We start from the raw sequence: 22545 nt of genomic DNA, 5'->3' as shown, positions 1-22545 counted from the left end.
CGGCGCGGGTGGGCGGGCACCGACGGTGGTGCGGTTCAACGGCGGGGCGCAGGCCGCCCACAACGTCGTCACCGACGACGGCCGGCATCACACGTTCGCCCAGTTCGGCGCCGGTTCGTTCACCCCGGGCTGCGCCACCCACCTGGCCCGCACGATGCTCGTCGATCCGTTCGCCCTGGTGGCGGAGGCCGCCCACCTGGAGTCGGTCGGCGTGCCCGACCCCTTCGCCAGGCTGACGGTGGACGGCGAGGCCCTGCTCACCACCCCGTACCACGCGATCGCGAACCGGGTCCGTGAGCTGGCCCGGGGCGCCGGGCGGCACGGCTCGTGCGGGATGGGCATCGGGGAGACGGTGTCCTACGCGCTGGCCCGGCCGGCCGTGGCGCCGCGGGTCGCCGACTGCCGCAGCCCGTCGCGCCTGCGCGCCCGGCTGCGTGAGCTGCACGACTGGCTGCGCGCCGAGCTCACCGCACTCGCCGGGCTCGCCGCACCCGCCGGGCTCGGCGCGGCCGGCTCCGGCGGGCAGACAGGGCCCGCTCGGCTCACGGCGCTGCCGGCGGTGGAGGAGATACCGGAGGTGGAGGACTGCGTGGCGGTGCTCACCGCCTTCGGCCAGCTGACGCGGATCGTCGACAGCTCCTGGCTGCGGGTGCTGTGCGACCGCGGGCCGGTCGTGTTCGAGGGGGCGCAGGGCGTGCTGCTCGACGAGTGGCATGGCTTCCACCCGTTCACGACCTGGTCGACGACGACCGCGCGCAATGCCGAGGAGTTGCTGGCCGAAGTGGGCCGGGGCGGGACGGCCCGGCGCCTCGGAGTCGTGCGTGCCTACACGACCCGCCATGGGCCCGGGCCGCTGGTGACCGAGGACGCGGAGCTGACCGCCGCGTTGCCGGACGTCCACAACGGGACCGGCCGGTGGCAGGGGGCGTTCCGGGTGGGTCACTTCGACGCGGTCGCGCATCGGTACGCGGTCGAGGCCGCCGGCGGTGTGGACGCGCTCGCGCTCACGCACCTGGACGTGGTCGAGCGGCTGCCGCCGGGGCTGGGGCTGTGGGTCTGCGACGCCTACCGGATCGACGGGGCGACGGTCAGCCGGCTGGTGGCGGGGCCTCCCGGCGATCTGGACCGGCAGGAGGCGCTGACCCGCAGGCTTGCGCGCGCCGAGCCGGTGCTCGGCGCGCGCCCCGACGTCGATGCCTGGCCCGATCTGGTGACCGAGCTGTTGGACGCGCCGGTGACGCTGCTCTCACGCGGCCCGCGCGCCGCGGACAAGCAGGTCACCGGACGAGCAGGTCACCGGACAGGGCTCAGTGCAGGGGCCCCATGCAGTCCTTGCACCGCTCGCTGAGGATGGACAGGAGCTCGACCGCCTTGATCGAGGCGTCCCGCACCTTGGCGAGGTCCTGTGAGGAGTTCAGCCGCAGCAGCGCGGCCTCCGCGCCGTCGGTGGCGCCTTCGCTGAGCGCTTCGACGATCTCCGCCGCCGGGGTGCCGTACTGGTACAACAGCACCTGCTTGTCCTGATAGGACGGCAGCTCGGCGGGGAGATGGCCGAGGCCGACTCCGGCGAGTTTCCGGCTGAGTATCTGTCGTACATTGGTGCCGAGCCGGCCATAGCCGCCGATCTCACGCAGGACTGCCATGTCGATGCGATAGACACCGTTGTTGCCGACGACCGCGGTGCGCAGTTCTTCCCATGAGATGGGCGAGCCGGACCAGGCGTCGACGGCCTGAGCTTCCGTCACTTCCTACCGTCCTGGCTTTCGGTACCGCTGCGGATGGGCACGAGCTGTCGAGTCGTTCAACCTGCCGAGCCGTTCAACCTGTCGGGTCGTCCTGTCTGTCGAGTCGTCCGCGTCTGCCGAGATTGCCTGTCGAGCTGTTTGCGGGTGCGCACGCGCGCCTTTTTCCGCGTGTGCGCGAGGCAACGCTACCCGGCCCACCGGACCTGGTCCAGAACGGCCCGGTGGGTGCGGTTTCCGAGACGTAAATCCCGCCACGACCCACGGCCGGGCTGGTTCGGTGGAGGGTGCCGCGAAGGGGGTCGTGGCCCACGGTATCCGCAGCGGGGACGATAGTGGTCCGCGAACACGGCAGAAATCTCGGGTATAGTTCCGCAGGCACGGATGTGAGCTGTTCGGGTTGGCGCAGATGCGGCTGTAGGCGAAAGTCTTCGGTCGGTAATCCTGTGTTTCACGTCATACCTGGGCAGGTATATCTGGTGCGGTCACCAGCGAGGATACTTCCGATTAACGAGGCGCTGATCGGGTCGAAACCGGGTCAGGCACCGAGTGGGGGTCCCCGTAGGGCCCCGTGCCGCGGCTTCTGCTAAGGCGCGTGCCAGCGCACGTGCAGGTAGCGCCGCCGGTAATGGCCAGCAGGATAAGTTTTTCCTCGGGATTATCTTTCGTGCTTTCCTGAGTGGCCAGTTCACCGTCATCCCGATCGATTTCTTGTTAACGGGGCGGTTACCGACGTACATGCTTCCGAAATGAATTCCTCCTACGGTTCCTAGACATCGCGGCACGCCGGGTGGACGAGCTACCAGCGCCCATTCGGTTGCGGGGCCACGACCGCGACCGAATTCCGGCCCGCGGGACGCACTGTGCGAAACCGTGCATGCGTACCCAGGCTCCAGGAGGAGAAGTAATGCGCCAGATCGCGTTCTACGGCAAGGGTGGTATCGGCAAGTCCACCACCCAGCAGAACACCATGGCCGCCATGGCCGAGATGGGCCGCCGGGTCATGATCGTCGGCTGCGACCCCAAGGCCGACTCGACCCGCCTCATCCTGCACTCGAAGGCCCAGACCTCGGTCATCGAGCTCGCTGCCGAGAAGGGTTCCGTCGAGGACCTGGAGCTCGACGAGGTCCTGGTCGAGGGTGCGTGGGGCATCAAGTGCGTCGAGTCCGGTGGCCCGGAGCCGGGCGTCGGCTGCGCCGGCCGTGGCGTCATCACCTCCATCACCTACCTGGAGGAGGCCGGCGCCTACGAGAACCTCGACTTCGTCACCTACGACGTCCTCGGTGACGTTGTGTGCGGTGGCTTCGCGATGCCGATCCGCCAGGGCAAGGCCCAGGAGATCTACATCGTGACCTCCGGCGAGATGATGGCCATGTACGCGGCGAACAACATCTCCCGCGGCATCCTCAAGTACGCCCACTCCGGTGGCGTGCGTCTCGGTGGCCTCATCTGCAACAGCCGTAACACCGACCGCGAGGACGAGCTGATCATGGAGCTCGCCCGCCGTCTCAACACCCAGATGATCCACTTCATCCCGCGTAACAACGTCGTGCAGCACGCCGAGCTGCGCCGGATGACGGTCATCGAGTACGACGCGCAGAACAGCCAGGCCAACGAGTACCGCCAGCTGGCCAAGAAGATCGACGAGAACGAGATGAAGACCATCCCCACCCCGATCAGCATGGACGAGCTGGAGGACCTGCTGATCGAGTTCGGGATCATGGAGCAGGAGGACACGAGCATCATCGGCCAGAAGGCTGCCGCGACCGCCTGACCGACCCGGCTCCAGCTCTGTCACCGTCGAGGATGAGGTTCCGATCATGACGACGACGCCGACCCCGCCGCGGGCCGAGACCGAGGCGATGATCGCCGAAGTCCTGTCGCACTACCCCGCGAAGGCGGCCAAGTTCCGCGCCAAGCACCTCAAGGCCAACGACCCCGAGGGGTCGAAGGAGTGCGAGGTCAAGTCCAACATCAAGTCCCGCCCCGGAGTCATGACGATCCGTGGCTGCGCCTACGCCGGCTCCAAGGGCGTGGTGTGGGGCCCGGTGAAGGACCTGGTCACCATCAGCCACGGCCCCGTCGGCTGTGGCCAGTACTCCTGGGCCACCCGGCGTAACTACGCCCGCGGCCCGTGGGGTGTCACCAACTTCGCCGCGATGCAGGTCACCACGGACTTCCAGGAGAAGGACATCGTCTTCGGCGGTGACCCCAAGCTGGCGCAGGTCTGTGACGAGATCAACGAGCTGTTCCCGCTGGCCAAGGGCATCTCGGTGCAGTCCGAGTGCCCGATCGGTCTGATCGGTGACGACATCGAGGCCACCTCCCGCGCGGCCTCGAAGAAGCTCGGCAAGCCGGTCATCCCGGTTCGCTGTGAGGGCTTCCGCGGTGTCAGCCAGTCGCTGGGCCACCACATCGCCAACGACGCGGTCCGCGACCACGTGCTCGGCACCGGTGGCGAGAACCACGTCTCCACCCCGTACGACGTCGCGCTCATCGGTGACTACAACATCGGTGGTGACGTCTGGGCGTCGCGCCGGATCCTGGAGGACATGGGCCTGCGGATCATCGCCCAGTGGTCCGGTGACGGCACGATCAACGAGATGGCCTCGACGCACCTGTCGAAGCTGAACCTGATCCACTGCTACCGGTCGATGAACTACATCTGCACCACCATGGAGGAGCGCTACGGCACTCCGTGGATGGAGTTCAACTTCTTCGGCCCGTCCAAGATCGTCAAGTCGATGCGTGCCATCGCGGAGAAGTTCGACGAGACGATCCAGGCCAAGACCGAGGCCGCGATCGCCCGGTACCAGAAGCAGTTCGACGAGATCATCAAGGCCTTCCGGCCGCGGCTCGAGGGCAAGCGGGTCATGCTCGCCGTCGGTGGCCTGCGCCCCCGCCACACCATCGGCGCCTACGAGGACCTCGGCATGGAGGTCATCGGCACGGGCTACGAGTTCGCCCACAAGGACGACTACACCCGGACCTACGGGATGCTCAAGGAAGGCACGGTCCTCTACGACGACCCGACCGCCTTCGAGCTCGAGGAATTCGCGAAGTTCCTGAAGCCGGACCTCATGGGTGCCGGTGTCAAGGAGAAGTACGTCTTCCACAAGATGGGCATCCCCTTCCGCCAGATGCACTCCTGGGACTACTCCGGGCCGTACCACGGCGTCGACGGCTTCGCGATCTTCGCCCGCGACATGGACATCGCCATCAACAGCCCGACCTGGGACCTGATGGAGACCCCGTGGTCGAAGTCCGGAGAGGTCTCCTGACCAGCTAGTTCCGGCTCCGCCGGCAACCACCGGCGACCACCGGTGATCACCGGTGGCTGCCGGCGGCCATCAGTGAGCCTTCTCCATCTCGCGGCGCACGGCCAGGAATGCCGTCAGCCCGAGTCGGCGATGGAAAAGGCTCAAGTCACGGCAGAAAGGAGGAGGTCCGGTGACGACGACTCCCGAGACGAACAGTCACATCCCGCTTAAGGTCCTCGACCACACCGAGCTGTTCAAGGACGAGGTCTACACCAAGCAGTTCGAGACCAAGCGCGAGTTCGAGAACGGTGCGGACGACGCCGAGGTCAACCGGGTCCTGGAGTGGACCCGCACCTGGGAGTACCGCGAGAAGAACTTCGCCCGCGAGGCCCTGACCGTCAACCCGGCCAAGGCCTGCCAGCCGCTCGGCGCGGTGCTCGCGGCCATCGGCTTCGAGGGCACGCTGCCCATCGTGCACGGGTCGCAGGGCTGCGTCGCGTACTTCCGCAGCCACTTCGCGCGGCACTTCAAGGAGCCCGTCCCGGCGGCCTCCACCTCCATGACCGAGGACGCCGCGGTCTTCGGCGGGATCAACAACCTGGTCGAGTCGTTCGCGAACTCGACGGCGCTGTACAAGCCGAAGCACATCGCGGTCAGCACCACCTGCATGGCCGAGGTCATCGGCGAGGACCTCTTCGCCTACATCCGCACCGCGCGGGACCAGGAAGCCATCACCCAGGAGTTCCCGGTCTCGTACGCCCACACCCCGAGCTTCGTGGGCTCGCACCTCAACGGCTACGACGTCATGATCAAGGGCATCCTTGACATGGTCACGGCGGGGCCGGACGCCAAGGCTCCGCAGACCGGTGGGAAGCCGCAGCTCAACATCTTCCCCGGTTTCGAGACCTACCTCGGCAACCTGCGTGAGTACCGCCGGATCCTCGAGCTGATGGGGGTCGCCCCCCTGATCCTCGGCGACCACTCCGACGCGCTCGACTCGCCGGCGAACGGGGAGTACGACCTCTACCCCGGTGGCACCAAGCTGGCGGACGCCGCGACCGCCAAGTTCAGCAAGGCCAGCGTCGTCCTGCAGGAATCCACGATGCGCCGGACGGCGGAACTCGTCCGGGACACCTGGAAGCAGGAGACGGCCGTCCTGGAGACGCCGATCGGCATCCGGGGCACCGACCAGTTCCTGACCGAGATCGCGCGGTTGACCGGCCTGCCGGTCCCGGCCGAGCTCACCGTCGAGCGTGGACGTCTCGTCGACGCCCTCGCCGACTCGCACGCCTACCTGCACGGCAAGCGGGTCGCGATCGCCGGCGACCCGGACCTGGTCGTCGCGCTGACCCGGTTCGTGCTGGAGTGCGGCATGGTGCCGGTGCACCTGGTGAGCACCAACGCCGACAGCGGTTTCAAGGCGCGCATGGAGAAGGTTCTCTCCGCGAGCAAGTTCGGCGACGCCGCCACCGTCTGGCCGGAGAAGGACCTGTGGCACCTGCGGTCGCTGGTCTTCACCGAGCCGGTCGACCTGCTCATCGGCAGCACCTACCTGAAGTACATCTCCCGGGAGGCGAACGTTCCGCTGCTCCGGGTCGGATTCCCGATCTTCGACCGTCACCACCTGCACCGCCAGGCGACTATCGGGTACACCGGTGGGCTGAGCCTGCTCACCCAGATGGTGAACACCTTCCTGGACGAGCTGGACCGCAACTGCCTGCCGCATAGCTTCGACGCCGTGCGCTAGGTCCCGTTCGGGGGATGTCTCCTGAGCATCGGCATCCCCCGAACGGTACGCACGGCCTTCCCAGTGGTCGGCCGGCCGGCGGCCCCACGCCCCCGCTCGGACGGAGCCCCGCCCGCGCGCCGGGACCGCGCCCCCTGTGTCGCGAGAGGCCGGCGCCCCGCCCCTGCCGGGGTCGGCGCCCTGGTCGGCCGGCCACACCCCCACCGCCGACAACCGCTCCGGTTCAGAAGAACCGCTGGTCCATCGAACGGCCCCGCTCACCCAGCTCATTGAGGGCAACGCCCTCCCAAGCGGAGAGATCGCCATGGCCGCCACTGACCGCGCAACTCTCTTCACCGAACCGGCCTGTGACCACAACCGGGAGAAGTCCGCGAAGGAGCGCAAGGCCGGCTGCCCCAAGCCCGCGCCTGGTGGCACCAGCGGGGGCTGCACCTTCGACGGTGCGCTGATCACCCTGGTCCCGATCGTTGACAGTGCCCATGTCGTGCACGGCCCCATCGCCTGCGCCGGCAACTCCTGGGACGGGCGGGGAAGCCTGTCGTCAGGACCCGACCTCTACCGACGCGGCTTCACCAGCGACGTCGGCGAGCAGGATGTGATCTTCGGTGGCGAGCAGCGCCTGTTCGACACCATTCTCGAAGCCGTCGAGCGACACCGGCCGCCAGCGGTGTTCGTCTACTCGACCTGCGTCACCGCCATGATCGGCGACGATCTCGACGCCGTGTGCGCCGCCGCCGCCACGCACACCGGCGTGCCGGTGATCCCGGTGCACGCGCCGGGCTTCGTCGGCAACAAGAACCTCGGCAACAAGATCGCCGGTGACGCGCTGCTCGATCACGTCATCGGCACGGTCGAACCGGCCGACGTGAGCGAGTACGACGTCAACCTGGTTGGCGAGTACAACATCGCCGGCGAGCTGTGGGACGTCCTGCCCACGCTGTCCAAGCTGGGCCTGCGGGTGCGGGCCTGCATCAGCGGGGACGCCCGCTACGCCGACGTCGCCGCCGCCCACCGGGCCCGCGCGACGATGGTCGTCTGCTCCCGGGCCCTGCTGGGGCTGGCCCGCGGGCTGGAGGAGCGCTACGACATCCCCTGGTTCGAGGGCAGCTTCTACGGCGTCCGGGCGATGAACGACACGCTGCGCCAGTTCGCCCGCCTGCTCGGCGGCGGCGCGCTCGCCGAGCGCGCCGAGGAACTCATCGAGCTCGAGCAGACCGCCGTCGACCTGGCCCTGGAGCCCTACCGGGAGCGGCTCGCCGGCAAGCGCGCCGTCCTCTACACCGGCGGGGTCAAGAGCTGGTCGATCGTCGCCGCGCTGCAGGACCTCGGGATCGAGGTCGTCGCGAACGGCATCACCAAGAGCTCCGACGGGGACGTCGAGAAGATCTCCGAGCTGCTCGGCCCGGATGCGAAGATCGTCTCCGAGGGCAGCCCGCGCGAGCTGCTGCGCATCGCGGACGAGACCCGCGCGGACATCCTGGTCGCCGGTGGCCGCAACATGTACACCGCGCTCAAGGGGCGGCTGCCCTTCCTGGACATCAACCAGGAGCGGCACATCCCCTACGCGGGCTACCGCGGCGCCGTCGAGCTCGCCCGCCGCCTCGACCTGGCCCTGACCAACCCGGTGTGGGAGCAGGTCCGTGCCCCCGCACCCTGGGACGTCGCCAGCACCTCAGCGGGGGTGGCGTGATGGCGCGGGTCGTCACGAGCAGCCGGCGGGCCGGCCTGGACCCGCTGAAGTTCAGCCAGCCCCTCGGCGGCGCCCTGGTCTTCCTCGGCCTCGCCAGCTCCATGCCGGTGATGCACGGCTCGAAGGGCTGCGCCTCGTTCGCCAAGGCGCTGCTCACCCGGCACTTCAACGAGCCCGTTCCGCTGCAGACCACCGGGATCACCGAGGTCACCGCGGTCATGGGCAGCGGTGAGGAGCTCGTGGTGCACCTCGACGCGATTCGCGCCAAGCAGCGCCCCGAGATCATCGGGCTGCTTACCACCGGGGTCACCGAGGTCAGCGGCGAGGACGTCGCCGGCCAGATGCGCCAGTACATCGCGATGATGGAGCACACCACTCCCGAGGGCGCCCCGCTGATCGTGCGGGTGTCGACGCCTGATTTCGTCGGCGGCCTGTCGGACGGCTGGTCGGCCGCGTTGCGGGCGCTCGTCACGACGGTGCCGTTCGACGGCCCCGACCCTGACGGGCCCGACCCTGACGGCCTCGAGCGTGAGACCACGGTCGCGGTGCTCGTCGGCCCGTCCCTGACCGCCGCGGACCTCGACGAGCTGAGCGCGCTGATCCGCTCGTTCGGGCTGAGCCCGATCCTCGTCCCGGACCTGTCGGGCTCGCTGGACGGGCACCTCGCCCCGGCCTGGCAGCCGACGACGACCGGCGGGACGGACCTGACCCGGCTGCGCCGCCTCGACCGCGCGGGCCTGGTGATCACGGCCGGGGCGACCGCGGCCGCCGCCGGTGCCGACCTCGCCGGCCGCACCGACGCCGATCTCCTGCGCTATGACCACCTCAGCGGCCTGCGGGCGGTGGACGGGCTGGTCAGCGACCTGATGGCCCGGTCCGGCCGCGGTCCGTCCTACGAGGTGCGCCGGGCCCGGGCCCGCCTCGCCGACGGCCTGCTCGACACCCACTTCTACCTGGGCGGCGCCCGGGTCGCGCTCGCGATGGAGCCCGAGGCGCTGGTCGCCGTCGGCTCGCTGCTGTGCGACGTCGGCGTCGAGATCGTGGCGGCAGTCTCCCCGACGGACGCCCCCGTGCTGGCCACCGCCCCGTGGGACGAGATCGTCATCGGCGACCTGGTCGACCTGGAGGAGCGGGCGGTCGAGGGCGGTGCGGAGCTGGTCATCGGGTCCAGCCACACCCGGGCGGTCGCCGACCGCATCGGCATCCCGCACCTGCCGGTCGGCTTCCCGATCTATGACCGGCTCGGCGCGGCCCTGCGCACGACCGCCGGGTACAGCGGCAGCCTGCGGCTCCTGGTGGACGCGGCGAACCGGCTGCTCGACCACCACCACCAGCACGCAGAGCACCAACACGCAGAGCACCCGAACGCGGAGCACCAGCACATAGAGCACCAGCACATAGAGCACCAGCACGCCGACCACCGCGCGGAACCGCACCGGGACGACCCGGGCCACCGCGCCGAGCGCAGCGACGTCGACGTCAGCCCGCACCCGATCCACCCGTTCGACGAGCTCGACGTTCTGTGCGAGGAGCCCTCATGTTGAAGATCGCCTTCGCGACCGGCGACGGAAGCGCCGTCGACCAGCACTTCGGCTGGTGCCGCCGGTTCGACGTCTACGAGGTCGGACCGCAGGGCTACCGACTGTTCGAGACCCGTGAGCTCGGGCCCGCCGAGGAGGACGAGGAGGACAAGATCGCCTCTCGGCTGGCCGCCGTCACCGACTGCGCGATCCTCAACGTCTCCGACATCGGAGGGACCGCGGCCGCGAAGGTCATCAAGGCCCAGATCTACCCGATGAAGGTCGCCAAGGGCACCGCGATCGACGGCCTGCTCACCAAGTTCGTCGACGTGCTCGCCGGCAGCCCGCCGCCGTGGCTGCGCAAGATCCTGCGGGCGCACAGCCCCCAGGAAGCTCCCGCCTGGACGCCGGCCACGACCGGTTCGTCCGCCTCGGATTCGGCCACGTCGACCCCGACAACCATGGGAGGAACGGCATGACCGCATCGACATCCGCGGCGAACGGGAAGGTCGAGGGGTTCCTGAAGGACCTCGCAGACCAGCTCCGCGCCGGCGACACCTACGGCAAGCTCGACAAGTTCTCCGACGAGGCGATGCTCGCCCCGTTCGTCCTCACGAAGGAGCAGCGGCGCCAGATCTCGGTGGCCTGCGACATCGACGCGGTCATCGAGGCCCGGGTGCGCTCCTTCTACCAGGCGGTCGCCGCCGCGGTGGAGAAGGCGACCAGGGCAGAGACGACCACGGTGCTCGACCTGAACCACGAGGGGTTCGGCCGGGTCGTCATCTTCGCGGGACGGCTCGTGGTGCTCTCCGACGTCCTGCGTGACGCCCAGCGCTTCGGCTTCAACTCCCTGGAGGACCTCGCCGCCCGCGGCGAGGCCTTCGTGACCGCCGCCGCCAAGTACGTCGACCAGTACCGGGAGGCTGCCCGCGATGACTCCTGACACCAGCGCCGGCACCGACGTCGCCGCCATCCAGACCCGGCTGCGCAAGATGAACAGCAAGGCGTCCCAGCTCAAGCTCGACCTGCACGACCTCTCCGAGGAGCTGCCGCTCGGCTGGGAGGGCATCCTCGACGTCGCCCGCCGCACCTACGACGCCTACGCCGAGGTCGCGGTGCTGGAGAACGAGCTGCGCGCGGCGAAGGAGGCGGCGAAGTGAGCGCCGCCGGCCAGGTCGACGAGCAGCTCGCCGAGTTCCGGCGCTGCTCCACCGCCGAGCAGTACTTCGAGCTGCTCGACGTCGATTTCGACCCGCGGGTGGTGGCCGTCAACCGGCTGCACATCCTGCGCTACTTCGCGGGGGAGATCGCCGGCCTGCATGCGGCGGACGCCTCGCAGTCGCCGGAGGAACTGCTGCGCGACTACCGCCAGGCCCTGATCCGCTCGTACGAGGCCTTCACCACAGCGACGGCGCTGGACCACCGGCTGTTCAAGGTCCTCAAGGACCGCGCGCCGGAGCCGGAGGCGTTCGTCCCGGTTTCAGAGATCACCATCGAGCGTTCCGCGACCGCGGGCCCGCAGGGGAAGGAGCAGAGCTGATGAGGTCGGCCTTCGACGTCGGCGATGTCGTCGCCACCACCAAGGCGCTGCGCCAGGACGGGACCTTCCCGGACCCGGACATCCCCACCGGCCAGATCCTGGTCGAGGAGGGCACCCGCGGCGAGGTCATCAACGTGGGTCTCTACCTGCAGGAGCACATCGTCTACGCGGTCGCCTTCGAGAACGGGCGCGTCGTCGGGGCACTCGAGCGGGAACTGGAGGCCGCGGGCCGCGAGTTCCGGCCCGGCACGCCCGGCCACGCCGACCACACCCAGGACGGGGAAACCGTCCACGCCACGAGTTCCGCGGCTGACAGCAGCGTCGCCGTGACCAGCGGGACCACCGATGAGGAGGAGGGGCTGTCGTGACCAACGAGCCCGTCGCGCTTCCGGTGCTGTCCACCGCGCCGGCGGCGCCCCTGTCGATTCAGCCCGGCTCGGCCGGCCAGGCCGCCGCCGCGCCGGCTACGCCCGGCGGTGGCTGCGCGTCGAAGAAGAGCTGCGGCAGCAGCGCTCCGGCGACCGACCCGGAGATCGCGGAGAAGATCGCGAACCACCCGTGCTACAGCTCCGAGGCGCACCAGTACTACGCCCGGATGCACGTGGCGGTGGCGCCCGGCTGCAACATCCAGTGCAACTACTGCAACCGCAAGTACGACTGCGCGAACGAGAGCCGGCCGGGCGTCACCAGCGACCTGCTCACCCCCGAGGACGCCCTCGCCAAGGTCAAGCTGGTCGCCAGCGAGATCAAGCAGATGAGCGTGCTGGGCATCGCCGGCCCGGGTGACCCGCTGGCCAACCCGAAGCGCACCTTCCGCACCCTGGAGCTGGTCGCCCGGGACTGCCCGGACATCAAGCTGTGCCTGTCGACGAACGGGCTCACCCTGCCCGACCACGTCGACCGCATCGCCGACCTGAACGTCGACCACGTGACGATCACCATCAACATGATCGATCCCGAGGTCGGCGAGCGGATCTACCCGTGGGTCGCCTACAAGGGCAAGAAGTACACCGGCCGGGAGGCGTCGAAGATCCTCTCCGAGCGTCAGCTCGAGGGGCTCGCGATGCTCGCCGAGCGCAAGATCCTCGCCAAGGTCAACTCGGTGATGATCCCCGGGGTCAACGACGAGCACCTCGTCGAGGTCTCGCAGACCGTCCGCGGACTCGGTGCCTTCCTGCACAACGTGATGCCGCTGGTCTCCGCGCCCGAGCATGGCACCGTCTTCGGGCTCGCCGGCCAGCGCGGGCCGACCCCGCAGGAGCTCAAGGCCCTGCAGGACCGCTGCGAGGGCGTCGACGGCGCCGACATGAACATGATGCGGCACTGCCGGCAGTGCCGGGCCGACGCCGTCGGCCTGCTCGGCGAGGACCGCGGCGACGAGTTCAGCCCGGAGACGTACCAGGGCCGCGAGATCGCCTACGACCTCGAGGGCCGCCAGGCCGCGCACGCCCAGATCGAGCGGTGGCGCGAGGAGAACCGCGCCGAGCGCGAGACGCTGAGCATCACCAGCACCGGGAGCAAGCCGGAGGACACCGTCCTGGTCGCCGTCGCGACCAAGGGCAGCGGTGTGGTGAACCAGCACTTCGGGCACGCCACCGAGTTCTGGATCTACGAGGCCGGGCTCAACTGGGCCCGCCTCGTCCAGACCCGTGACGTGCAGCGCTACTGCGAAGGCGCGACCGAGTGCGGGGACGGGGCCTCGGTGCTCGACAAGACCATCGCGATGCTTTCGGACTGCGCCGCCGTGCTGTGCAGCAAGATCGGTCCCGGTCCGTATGACGCCCTCGAGGACGCCGGCATCGAACCGGTCGAGGTCTACGAACTGATCGAGAAGGCTGTCGCCACGACCGGCGCCCGGATCACGGCCCGGGCCGCCGCCGACCAGGCGGCCGGCTCCGACGACGCCGGTACTTCCCCGACCGACGTCGTCGCCGAGCTGGACCTCGACGTGCTGGGGGGCGAGCTGGTCGACGTCGACCTGCTCGACCCGGACCTGATGGACGAGGACCCGTTCGAGTTCGCGGTCACCGTCCGCCCCGGCTCCTGCTCCGGCGGCGCCGGAAAGGGTGGAAAGGGTGGTGGCTGCTCGGGCGGACCACGTCACGCCGAGGCCGGCCCGGGCCAGGCCGTGTCCGGGCGGCTGACCGAGCCCGCTGGCGACGGAAGCGGTCAGACCCGCCCGGACACGGGCTCTCCCGCCGACAGCCCCCGAATCGCCAGCTCCCGAGCCGACAGCTCCCGAGCCGACAGCTCCCGCACAGCTGCCTCACGCAGTGTTGACGCCGACGCCGACCGATCCCACTCGGTCGGTGCCCGCGCCGAAGGTCCCCGTCTCGAAAGCGCCGCCTCCGACGGCGCCGACCTGGAGGTAGCCCGGTCATGACCCTCGCCCCGAGCACCATCGAACTGACCGAGCGCGCCAGGAAGCAGGTGCGCACCCTGATCGGCGGCAGCGCCGAGACCGCGGGCTTCGGTCTGCGGGTCGGGGTGAACCCGGGCGGATGCTCCGGCTTCACCTACACCCTGGCCCTGGCTCCGGGCGCGGAGAGCGACGACATCGTCATTCACGAGGACGGCTTCGACGTGTTCGTCCACACGTCGATGATCGGCCACCTGCGGGGCCTGCTCGTCGACTACGTGGAGTCGCTGACCTCGTCCGGCTTCACCTTCACCAACCCGAACGCCACCAGATCCTGCGGCTGCGGCAACAGCTTCGGCACCCCCGAGGAGCCCGAGCGGGCCGAGGCCGACGCGAAGCTGCGCGCGCAGGTCGAGGACGTCATGGCCGAGATCCGGCCGTTCCTGCAGGGTGACGGCGGCGACGTCCAGGTGGTCACCGTGCTCGCCGGCAACGGGCAGCCCGGCACGGCCGAGGTCCACATCCGCCTCGTCGGGGCCTGCAACGGCTGCTCCAGCGCCTCGGCGACCGTCACCGCGGTGATCGAGAAGCGGATCAAGGAGAGCCTGCCGGAGATCGGGCGCGTCGCGCTCGTTCCCTGACCCGCCTGACGGCAACACCACCAGACCGATCACGCCACCGAGCAGAGGGGGCCTTCATGGACAACGACATGATCGTTACCTCGTGCGAACCTGAGCAGGCGTTCGCCCCAGTGGCGCCGGTGACGCCGGTGGCCCCGGCTCGTCCGGCTCGTCCGGCTCGTCCGGCCGATGTCGGCGGGGCCGCCGCGCGGGCGGAGAACGCGCCGCCGCAGCAGCGGACCGCCCGCCACGACCTGCCAGGCCTGTTCGACCGCCAGCTCGGCATTCCGGGCTTCGGGCCGCAGGCCCAGGAGCGACTGAGCCGGGCGACGGTGCTCGTGGCGGGAATCGGTGGTCTCGGTGGTGCGGCGGCGACCTACCTCGCCGCCGCCGGTGTCGGTCGGCTGCTCCTGGTTCATCCGGGCGTGCTGGAGGAACCCGACCTCAACCGGCAGACCCTCATGCGCCCCGAATGGATCGGTCGCTCCCGGGTGGCCTGCGCGGAGCAGACCCTGCGCGCGCACCACCCGGGAGTCGAGATCGTCGGCTTCGACCGTGAGCTGGCCGACCTGCCCGAGCTGGGTCAGCTCGTCGCCGCGGCGGATGTCGTCGTGGACGCCCGGCACAACTTTCCCGACCGGTACCGGCTCAACGACCTGTGCGTGGCGACCGGAACCCCGGCGGTCATCGCCGCGATGAACGCCACCGAGGGCAACGTGCTGGTCGTCGAGCCGGGGACACCCTGCCTGCGCTGCGTGTTCAGCGAGGGCGACCCCACCTGGGAACCGCTCGGGTTCACCGTGCTCGGCGCGGTGTCCGGGCTGGCCGGCTGCCTCGCGGCGATGGAATCCATCAAGATCATCGCTCGTTTCGGTGAGCCCGCGAGCGGCCGGCTGCTCCAGTACGACCTCTGGGACATGGACTTCCGGTCGCTGCGGGTCCGGTCCGACCCGACCTGCCCAGCGTGCGCCCGGGCCGGGCCCGGCGGCAGCCCGAGGAGCCGAGGTGATCTACCTCGACCACAACGCGACCACGCCGGTGGACCCGCGCGTGCTGGAGGCGATGCTGCCGCTGCTCACCGAGCAGTTCGCCAACCCGGCGAGCAAGCACGGGCCGGGCCAGGAAGTGACCCGCATCGTCGAGCGGGCCCGCCGCGAGGTCGCCACGCTCGCCGGCGCGCGGGCCCGTGACGTGGTCTTCACCTCCGGCGCCACCGAGGCGGCCAACCTGGCCATCGGCGGGGCGCTCGCCGCCCTCATCGCCGCCGGTTCCGACCGGCGCCGGGTGCTCGTCGGGGCGACCGAACACCCTGCCGTGCTCGGCGCCGCCGACGCCGCCGCCGCGGCGGCCGGTCCCGGTGCGGGCTCCAGCACCCTCGCCGAACGCATCGCCGTCCACCCGGACGGCACCATCGACGTCGACGACCTGCGCCGCCGGCTCGGGCCCGACGTCGCCCTCGTCGCCGTCATGGCGGCGAACAACGAGACCGGGGCCGTGAACGACCTGCGGCCCCTGGTCGAACCCGTGCACGCGGCCGGTGCGCTGCTGTTCAGCGACATCACCCAGGCCCTGGGCCGGATCCCGGTCAGCCTCGACCGGACCGGCGTCGATGTGGCCGTCGCGTCCGCGCACAAGCTGTACGGCCCCAAGGGCATCGGTGCGCTGATCGCGTCGAAGGACGCCTGGGCACGCATCGCGCCACAGACACACGGCGGAGGCCAGGAACATGGCCGGCGTCCCGGCACCCTCAACACCGCCGGGATCGCCGGCTTCGGCGCGGCCGCCCGCCTCGCGGCCGCGTCGATGACCGACGACGGAAACCGCCAGCGTGCGCTGGTGGCGCTGCTGACCGAGCTGCTCGTCAAACGGCTCGGCCGGGGCGCCGTCGAACTGAACGGCCCGGTGCGGGCCAGGCTGCCGAACACGGTCAACCTGCGTTTCGTCGGCGCGGGCGCCGACGAGATCCAGGCCTGCCTTCCGCACGTCGCGGTCTCGGCTGGATCGGCCTGCAGCGGCGGTGGGGACACCCCGTCGCACGTCCTGCTGGCCATGGGCCGGACCGCCACCGAGGCCCGGGAGAGCCTGCGCTTCAGCCTGGGCCGCGCCACGACCCCCGAGGAAATCCGCACCGTCGCGGACCAGGTGGCCCGCGCTGTCCAGCGCGTTCGCTCCCTTACCCAGAGCACCCCCATCCAAGACGAGGTTCGCGATGACAACCGAGCTCGAACAGCCCGACCCGCGGGTACGCCGGCTTAAGGGAGTCGTCATCCGGTTCGCCGGTGACTCCGGTGACGGCATGCAGCTCACCGGTGACCGCTTCGGTGCGCAGGCCGCGGAGGCCGGCAACGACGTGGCGACCCTGCCGGACTTCCCGGCCGAGATCCGGGCGCCAGCCGGCACCGTCGGCGGTGTCTCCAGCTACCAGCTGCACGTCGCCGACCACGACATCACCACGCCCGGTGACCAGCCCGACGTCCTCGTCGCCATGAACCCGGCGGCGCTGAAGGCCACCCTCAAGGACCTCCGCCCCGGCGGCGTGCTGATCGTCGACTCCGGCGCGTTCAACGTGCGCGCCCTGGAGAAGGCCGGCTACGACTCCGACCCGCTGACCGACGGCTCACTGAGCAACTACATCCTGCACGCGGTCGACCTGACCGGGCTCGCCGTCGGCGCCACCGAAGGCCTCGGCCTCAAGCGCAAGGACGCCGCCCGGACGAAGAACATGTTCGCGCTCGGCCTGGTGTCCTGGATGTTCAACCAGCCGATCGAGAGCACCGTCGCCTACCTGGAGAAGCGCTTCGCGAAGAAGCCGCCGGAGATCCTCGCCGGCAACCTCGCGTCGCTGCGGGCCGGTGTGGACTACGGCGACACCACCGAGGCGTTCGCCGTCTCCTACGAGGTCAAGCCCGCGCCGCTGCCCCCGGGCACCTACCGGCACATGCGCGGCAACCGGGCCATCGCGTTCGGCCTCGTCGCCGCCGCGCACCAGGCTGGCATGCCGCTGTTCCTCGGCGCGTACCCGATCACCCCCGCCACCGACGTCCTGCACGAGCTGAGCAAGCTCATCTCGCACGACGTCCGCTCGTACCAGGCGGAGGACGAGATCGCGGCGATCGGCGCGGCGATCGGTGGCGCGTTCGCCGGCATGCTCGCCGTCACCGTGACCTCCGGGCCGGGCATGGCGCTGAAGTCCGAGGCGATCGGCCTGGCGATCTCGCTGGAGCTACCGCTGGTCATCGTCAACGTGCAGCGCGGTGGCCCGTCCACCGGCCTGCCGACCAAGACCGAGCAGTCCGACCTGCTGCAGTCCCTGTACGGCCGGCACGGAGAGGCCCCGCTCCCCGTGCTCGCCGCGCAGAGCCCGGCGGACTGCTTCAACGCGGCCTTCGAAGCGGCGCAGATCGCCCTGGAGCGGCGGACCCCGGTCATCCTGCTGTCCGACTCCTACATCGCCAACGGCAGCGAGCCGTGGAAGGTGCCGGACGTCAGCGAGCTGCCTGACCTGGGCATCGAGTTCGCCACCGAGCCCAACGGCGTCGGCAAGGACGGCAAGCCCGCGTTCCACCCGTACAAGCGTGACCCGCGCACGCTGGCCCGTCCGCTGGCCATCCCCGGCACCCCCGGTCTGGAGCACCGCATCGGTGGTCTGGAGAAGGCCGACGGCAGCGGTGAGATCTCGCACGACGCGGACAACCACGACCTGATGGTCCGCACCCGCCAGAACAAGGTCGACGGCATCGAGGTGCCGCCGCTGGAGGTCGACGACCCTTCCGGCCCGCCCGGATTCGGCTCCAAGCTGCTCGTCATCGGCTGGGGCTCCACCTACGGCCCGATCGGCGCGGCCTGCCGGCTCGTCCGCCAGCAGGGGCTCGCCATCGCCCAGGCGCACCTGCGCTACCTCAACCCGCTGCCGGCCAACCTCGCCTCCATCCTGGCGGCCTACGACACCGTGCTCGTCCCCGAGATGAACCTCGGGCAGCTCGGCGGGCTGCTGCGCATGCACTGCCAGATCGAGCCGGTCGGCTACACCCAGACCCGTGGCCTGCCCTTCCGCGCGGTCGAGCTGGCCGCGGTGTTCACCCGGCTCGTCAACGACCTCGAGGACGGCGCCGCGGCGCTGTCCACCGAGGACATCAAGGCCATCGGCGGCACCGGCAAGGTCGGCCGCAGCGAGCTCGGATCGGAGAAGAACAAGTGACCAGCGCCGACGCGGGAGGAAAGCAGCTCACCGCCAAGGACTTCTCCGCGGGCGAGGCCCGCTGGTGCCCTGGCTGCGGTGACCACGCAATCCTCAACAACATGCGCAACCTGATGCCGACCCTCGGCATCCCGCGCGAGAACTTCGTGGTGATCTCCGGCATCGGATGCTCCTCCCGGCTGCCGTACTACCTCGACACCTACGGCATGCACTCGATCCACGGCCGGGCGCCGTCGATCGCGACCGGCGTCTCGATCAACCGGCCCGACCTGTCGGTGTGGGTCGTCACCGGTGACGGTGACGCGCTGTCGATCGGTGGCAACCACCTGATCCACGCGCTGCGCCGCAACGTCAACCTCAAGATCCTGCTGTTCAACAACCAGATCTACGGTCTGACCAAGGGTCAGTTCTCGCCGGCGACCAAGCCCGGCACCATCACCCCGTCCAGCCCGTTCGGCTCGCTCGACCACTCCTTCAACCCGCTGGCGCTGGCGCTCGGCGCGGAGGCGTCGTTCGTCGCCCGCACCGTCGACACCGACCGCAAGCACATGATGGAGATCCTCGCCGCGGCCGCCGCCCACAACGGCTCCGCGCTGGTCGAGATCCGGCAGAACTGCCCCACCTTCAACCACGGGGAACGGGCCGTCACCGCCGACACGTCGGTGCCGACACCGGCCGACGGCCCGATCCGCCTGGAGGCCGGCTCACCGATCCTGTTCGGCGCCGACAGCCAGTGGGCGGTGCTGCGCGACGCCGAGACCGGCGACCTCAAGCTCGGCCGCTCGACGGAGAAGGGCGTCGTGGTGCACAACCCGCGCTCGACCAGCCCGACCTACGCCTACGCGCTGGCCCGGATCGCCGACACCGAGCCGGAGCTCGCCCCGATCGGCGTGTACCGCGCGGTGGAGCGGCCGAGCTTCGACAACCAGTACCAGGACCGGCTCGCGGACGCCCGCGCAGGTGGCCGCGGTGACCTGCAGGACCTGCTCACCGGCAACGACTCCTGGACGGTTCCGGCCCGGTCCTGACCCGGCGACAGACCTGACCTCTCCCCGTAGCTGACCTGGCTGCCCCGACCGGTCGATCTGTCGATCCGGCCGGGGCAGCCAGTCAGGCCAGGGCTTGTCAAACCCGGGCCAGGGCGGTCCGAGCGAACCGCAGGCAACGAGATTCTCCCGGGCCCGACACGGTCCCGTCGACGGAAAGAAGAACTCCGATGCCCTACGTCGTCACGTCCCCCTGCATCGACGTCAAAGACGGCGCATGCCTCGACGAGTGCCCGGTCGACGCCATCTACGAGGGCGCCCGGAAGCTCTACATCAACCCCAACGAGTGCACCGAGTGCGGTGCCTGCGCCTCGGCCTGCCCGATCGGCGCCATCATGCTCGACCTCGAGGTGCCCAAGCCCGAACGGCCGTTCGTGAAGACCGACAAGGAGTTCTTCTCGAAGGCTCTGCCGGGCCGCGACGAGCCGCTCGGTGACCCGGGCGGCGCCAAGGCCGCAGGCAAGATCGGCGTCGACACCCCCTTCGTCGCCGAGTTCCAGGCCGCGGAGTAAGCGGCATCCGCCAGTCCCCGGGACCACACCTCACCTCAGGGACATCGATCCGCGGAACGCCAGGCCCATCCGTCACCGTCGCCGGATGGGCCGTTCGCGTTCCCGGCGGCAGTCATCGTGCGATCCGAGGTGGTGGCACGGCGCCTGGGAACGTGATCTCGTGGCCGGCTGTGGGTGTACGACGTCGTCACACTGGTCGCCGTCCTCGGCCCGGTGTGCGCTGATCGCGTCGAAGGACGCCTGGGCACGCATCGCTCCACAGACACACGCAGGCCCGAGCCGGGCCAACCGCTGACACACAACCCTCAGATCCCTCCGCCGGATGCGGTGGCGCCGAACAGCTCCAGGTATCTCTGCGCCGAGTTCGGGTGCAGCTGCGGGTTGAGCAGCGACGAACGGACGTTGTTCGACTCGGACGTGTTGAAGTAGGCCTCGTAGGCGAGGATGTCCCGGTTCTGGTCGAACAGGTCGTGCATCTTCTCGATGAACAGAGGGTTGTCGCCGCCGCCGTGGCGGTCCGCGCGGGCCAGGCCCCATTCGGGCACCGCGAACTTCTTCCCGTGCGCCCGCGCAAAGTTGATCACCGTGCACGTTCCGGACGGGACGTTGCACTGCTCGTCGAAAAGCTCCGCGGTGGTAGACGGCGGGTACGAGTCGTAGACGTCGCTGCTGACGATGTCCACGTAGCCGTCGCCCGGATAGGCGGCCCAGACGTCGTCACCGTTGGTCATCCGGTCCCGGTGCGCGCTCACGTTGAAGTCGATCAGCACACCCGGGGCCGTTGACCGGATCGCCGTCACCGCGCGCTGGAAGCAGGTCTTCCAGGTCTCGGTGTTGCGCGGATGCCACCAGAACCAGTTCCCGTTGTACTCCCAGCCGAGCCGCACGATCGCGTCCGGCCGCCCGTTGCGGGTCAGCGTCTGCCCGAAAGCCGCCCAGTACTGGTCATACTGGCCGTTCGCGCAGCTGCGTTCGTTCCCGGACTCGGGGAACAGCGGCTGCGCGACGGAGACCTGCCCCGGGAAGACGCTCTTCGGGTAGTTCGAGAGCGGCCAGTCCGAGAACACGATGTGCTGCCAGTTGTTCCGGATGGTGAAGATCACGGCGATGTCGGACGCCCGCCCGGTCCAGCGGTCCCAGGCCCAGATGTCGAGCGGCGGGTTCGCGTTCGTGCCGGACGGCCAGCGGACACCGGGGGCGGCCGGTCCGTCCGAGGTCGGTTCCGGCTCGGCGGGTTCCGGGGCCGGTGGGGCGTCCGCCGTGCCGGTGGCCGTGGCCGGGCGCGGGCTGGGCGCGGCGGTGCCGGAGGTCCGCCGCTGATCGCCGGAGCCGGTGGTGAGCGCCACCAGGCCGAGTGCCCCCAGCATCAGGACCAGGCCGGCGGCCACCGCGCCGATCACGGTCCGGCGCCGGCGCCGGCGTGGGCGCCCGTTCGCCGGCGCGCTGCGATGACTCCCGCGCCGCCGGCCTCCACCGGGCTTCGCGGGCGCCTTGCCGTCCGCACCGTGGGCTTCGCCGCCGTCCGCACCGTGGGTTGTGCCGCCATCCGCACCGTGGGCATTGCCGCTGTCCGCGCCGCCGGGCGTGCTTTCGGGTGTGCCCTCGGCTGTGCCCTCGGCTGTGCCATCGGGGGCGTCGCCGCCGGTGCTCGCGGTCGTGGCTTCGGGCATGCCGTCGACCGTGGGGAGCGGAACCGTGTCACTGATCGTGCGGGTCATCGTCGGGGCCGCCGTGACTGCCGTGGCCACGCCGGCGGCTTCCGTGCCCACGCCGGCGGCTTCCGGCTTCGTCTCCGCCACCGCCACCGCCACCGTCACCGTCGCGCCGTCTGCCTTGCTGGCTGCCTCGTGCCGTCGCACGCACTTCCCCCATCGAGCGCCCCGCCGCACACTCACCGCCCGCCGCCTGAGCCCCGCAGGCCTCGGGCGGGGCGCAACCGTGCGACGCCTATGTCGGCGGACGCCGACCCATCATCCCAACCTTGGTACGGGATCACATGGGTGGACACCCGGCAAATGCCACCGGGGTGCCCTCTGACCAGCGGAAACGAAAGCGGGACAACGGCAGGTGGGAGTCCGGGGAGGGTGCGTGGTCGGGCCGTGGCGGGATCCGGCGGGCGCAGCGATCGGCCGCATCGCGGGCAGTTCCGCTTGCTGCCCCGGGCGGCGCGCGACCACCTACCGGGGATCCCGCACCGTCGCCCAGCGCCAGCAATTCACACCAATAGCGACAAACAGGGCGCAGAGTCGCCTGGCGATCCGCAAGAGTTGACGATTCGGGTCGCCGGAACGACCGCGATCCTCAACTCTTG

General features: G+C 70.2%; 19 protein-coding genes and 1 pseudogene. 18 read left to right on the top strand and 2 right to left on the bottom strand.

The features are described 5' to 3' along the window. On the top strand, positions 1-1348 hold a 1348-nt coding region (locus FREUN1FDRAFT_RS14760; protein WP_035951654.1), incomplete at its 5' end, for an adenylosuccinate synthetase. On the opposite strand, the gene FREUN1FDRAFT_RS14755 is transcribed toward FREUN1FDRAFT_RS14760, so the two are convergent. Continuing rightward, entirely contained in the window at positions 1308-1745 is a 438-nt protein-coding gene (locus FREUN1FDRAFT_RS14755) for a hypothetical protein (protein ID WP_006540890.1), read from the bottom strand. The genes FREUN1FDRAFT_RS14760 and FREUN1FDRAFT_RS14755 overlap by 41 nt on opposite strands. Before the next feature lie 904 nt (positions 1746-2649). On the opposite strand from FREUN1FDRAFT_RS14755, the gene nifH reads away from it, so the two are divergent. The 17 genes and pseudogenes from nifH (at position 2650) to fdxA (ending at position 20234) form a co-directional block, all read left to right on the top strand. Further along, a complete protein-coding gene (nifH, locus tag FREUN1FDRAFT_RS14750; protein ID WP_006540889.1) occupies positions 2650-3516 on the top strand; it encodes a nitrogenase iron protein in 867 nt (288 codons plus the stop codon). A 46-nt stretch (positions 3517-3562) separates the two neighbouring features. Beyond that, positions 3563-5023: a nitrogenase molybdenum-iron protein alpha chain gene (gene nifD, locus FREUN1FDRAFT_RS14745; RefSeq protein ID WP_006540888.1), complete on the top strand. Its 1461-nt coding sequence runs from the start codon at positions 3563-3565 to the stop codon at positions 5021-5023. A gap of 169 nt (positions 5024-5192) precedes the next feature. Then, positions 5193-6749, top strand: coding sequence for a nitrogenase molybdenum-iron protein subunit beta (nifK, locus tag FREUN1FDRAFT_RS14740; RefSeq protein WP_006540887.1), 1557 nt, complete (start codon positions 5193-5195; stop codon positions 6747-6749). Between the two features lie 304 nt (positions 6750-7053). After that, positions 7054-8439 (top strand): nitrogenase iron-molybdenum cofactor biosynthesis protein NifE, encoded by a 1386-nt coding sequence (gene nifE / locus FREUN1FDRAFT_RS14735; RefSeq protein ID WP_035951652.1) that lies wholly within the window; start codon positions 7054-7056, stop codon positions 8437-8439. After that, the gene (nifN, locus tag FREUN1FDRAFT_RS14730) at positions 8439-9983 is read left to right on the top strand and encodes a nitrogenase iron-molybdenum cofactor biosynthesis protein NifN (protein WP_006540885.1); all 1545 of its coding nucleotides are present in this window, start codon (positions 8439-8441) and stop codon (positions 9981-9983) included. Before nifE ends, nifN begins: the two co-directional genes overlap by 1 nt. After that, positions 9977-10438, top strand: a complete 462-nt coding sequence (gene nifX, locus FREUN1FDRAFT_RS14725; RefSeq protein ID WP_006540884.1) for a nitrogen fixation protein NifX — start codon at positions 9977-9979, stop codon at positions 10436-10438. Before nifN ends, nifX begins: the two co-directional genes overlap by 7 nt. Beyond that, positions 10435-10902 carry a NifX-associated nitrogen fixation protein gene (locus tag FREUN1FDRAFT_RS14720; protein WP_006540883.1) on the top strand — a complete coding sequence of 156 codons (468 nt, stop codon included), beginning with the start codon at positions 10435-10437 and terminating at the stop codon, positions 10900-10902. The genes nifX and FREUN1FDRAFT_RS14720 overlap by 4 nt, the downstream gene beginning before the upstream one ends. Next, complete coding sequence (locus FREUN1FDRAFT_RS14715) at positions 10892-11119, top strand: CCE_0567 family metalloprotein (protein ID WP_006540882.1); 228 nt, start codon at positions 10892-10894, stop codon at positions 11117-11119. Before FREUN1FDRAFT_RS14720 ends, FREUN1FDRAFT_RS14715 begins: the two co-directional genes overlap by 11 nt. Beyond that, positions 11116-11499 (top strand): nitrogenase-stabilizing/protective protein NifW, encoded by a 384-nt coding sequence (nifW, locus tag FREUN1FDRAFT_RS14710; protein WP_006540881.1) that lies wholly within the window; start codon positions 11116-11118, stop codon positions 11497-11499. Before FREUN1FDRAFT_RS14715 ends, nifW begins: the two co-directional genes overlap by 4 nt. Continuing rightward, entirely contained in the window at positions 11499-11867 is a 369-nt protein-coding gene (locus FREUN1FDRAFT_RS14705; protein WP_006540880.1) for a nitrogen fixation protein NifZ, read from the top strand. Before nifW ends, FREUN1FDRAFT_RS14705 begins: the two co-directional genes overlap by 1 nt. Beyond that, positions 11864-13882: a nitrogenase cofactor biosynthesis protein NifB gene (gene nifB, locus FREUN1FDRAFT_RS14700; RefSeq protein ID WP_006540879.1), complete on the top strand. Its 2019-nt coding sequence runs from the start codon at positions 11864-11866 to the stop codon at positions 13880-13882. Before FREUN1FDRAFT_RS14705 ends, nifB begins: the two co-directional genes overlap by 4 nt. Further along, positions 13879-14499: an iron-sulfur cluster assembly accessory protein gene (locus FREUN1FDRAFT_RS14695; RefSeq protein WP_006540878.1), complete on the top strand. Its 621-nt coding sequence runs from the start codon at positions 13879-13881 to the stop codon at positions 14497-14499. Before nifB ends, FREUN1FDRAFT_RS14695 begins: the two co-directional genes overlap by 4 nt. Before the next feature lie 56 nt (positions 14500-14555). Then, a pseudogene (locus FREUN1FDRAFT_RS14690) lies at positions 14556-15380 on the top strand (ThiF family adenylyltransferase); the annotation flags it as partial. 103 nt (positions 15381-15483) lie between these two features. After that, positions 15484-16734 carry a cysteine desulfurase family protein gene (locus FREUN1FDRAFT_RS14685; RefSeq protein WP_006540875.1) on the top strand — a complete coding sequence of 417 codons (1251 nt, stop codon included), beginning with the start codon at positions 15484-15486 and terminating at the stop codon, positions 16732-16734. Continuing rightward, complete coding sequence (locus FREUN1FDRAFT_RS14680; protein ID WP_006540874.1) at positions 16688-18676, top strand: 2-oxoacid:acceptor oxidoreductase subunit alpha; 1989 nt, start codon at positions 16688-16690, stop codon at positions 18674-18676. Before FREUN1FDRAFT_RS14685 ends, FREUN1FDRAFT_RS14680 begins: the two co-directional genes overlap by 47 nt. Next, positions 18673-19704 carry a 2-oxoacid:ferredoxin oxidoreductase subunit beta gene (locus FREUN1FDRAFT_RS14675; protein ID WP_006540873.1) on the top strand — a complete coding sequence of 344 codons (1032 nt, stop codon included), beginning with the start codon at positions 18673-18675 and terminating at the stop codon, positions 19702-19704. The genes FREUN1FDRAFT_RS14680 and FREUN1FDRAFT_RS14675 overlap by 4 nt, the downstream gene beginning before the upstream one ends. A 188-nt stretch (positions 19705-19892) precedes the next feature. Beyond that, a complete protein-coding gene (gene fdxA / locus FREUN1FDRAFT_RS14670) occupies positions 19893-20234 on the top strand; it encodes a ferredoxin (RefSeq protein ID WP_006540872.1) in 342 nt (113 codons plus the stop codon). A 305-nt stretch (positions 20235-20539) separates the two neighbouring features. Here the strand turns inward: fdxA and FREUN1FDRAFT_RS14665 are convergent, their stop codons facing one another. Continuing rightward, positions 20540-22093, bottom strand: coding sequence for a glycoside hydrolase family 26 protein (locus FREUN1FDRAFT_RS14665; protein WP_232295201.1), 1554 nt, complete (start codon positions 22091-22093; stop codon positions 20540-20542). Positions 22094-22545: the final 452 nt, after the last annotated feature.

The organism is Parafrankia sp. EUN1f, assembly GCF_000177675.1.
Lineage (GTDB): Bacteria > Actinomycetota > Actinomycetes > Frankiales > Frankiaceae > Parafrankia.
This window is presented reverse-complemented; position numbering and strand designations above follow the sequence as displayed.

Bases quoted from the DNA above. Each gene is read 5' to 3' on its own strand.
- nifH (WP_006540889.1), top strand. From the start codon at position 2,650: ATGCGCCAGATCGCGTTCTACGGCAAGGGTGGTATCGGCAAGTCCACC.
- nifD (WP_006540888.1), top strand. From the start codon at position 3,563: ATGACGACGACGCCGACCCCGCCGCGGGCCGAGACCGAGGCGATGATC.
- nifE (WP_035951652.1), top strand. From the start codon at position 7,054: ATGGCCGCCACTGACCGCGCAACTCTCTTCACCGAACCGGCCTGTGAC.
- nifN (WP_006540885.1), top strand. From the start codon at position 8,439: ATGGCGCGGGTCGTCACGAGCAGCCGGCGGGCCGGCCTGGACCCGCTG.
- nifX (WP_006540884.1), top strand. From the start codon at position 9,977: ATGTTGAAGATCGCCTTCGCGACCGGCGACGGAAGCGCCGTCGACCAG.
- FREUN1FDRAFT_RS14720 (WP_006540883.1), top strand. From the start codon at position 10,435: ATGACCGCATCGACATCCGCGGCGAACGGGAAGGTCGAGGGGTTCCTG.
- FREUN1FDRAFT_RS14715 (WP_006540882.1), top strand. From the start codon at position 10,892: ATGACTCCTGACACCAGCGCCGGCACCGACGTCGCCGCCATCCAGACC.
- FREUN1FDRAFT_RS14705 (WP_006540880.1), top strand. From the start codon at position 11,499: ATGAGGTCGGCCTTCGACGTCGGCGATGTCGTCGCCACCACCAAGGCG.
- FREUN1FDRAFT_RS14695 (WP_006540878.1), top strand. From the start codon at position 13,879: ATGACCCTCGCCCCGAGCACCATCGAACTGACCGAGCGCGCCAGGAAG.
- FREUN1FDRAFT_RS14680 (WP_006540874.1), top strand. From the start codon at position 16,688: ATGACAACCGAGCTCGAACAGCCCGACCCGCGGGTACGCCGGCTTAAG.
- fdxA (WP_006540872.1), top strand. From the start codon at position 19,893: ATGCCCTACGTCGTCACGTCCCCCTGCATCGACGTCAAAGACGGCGCA.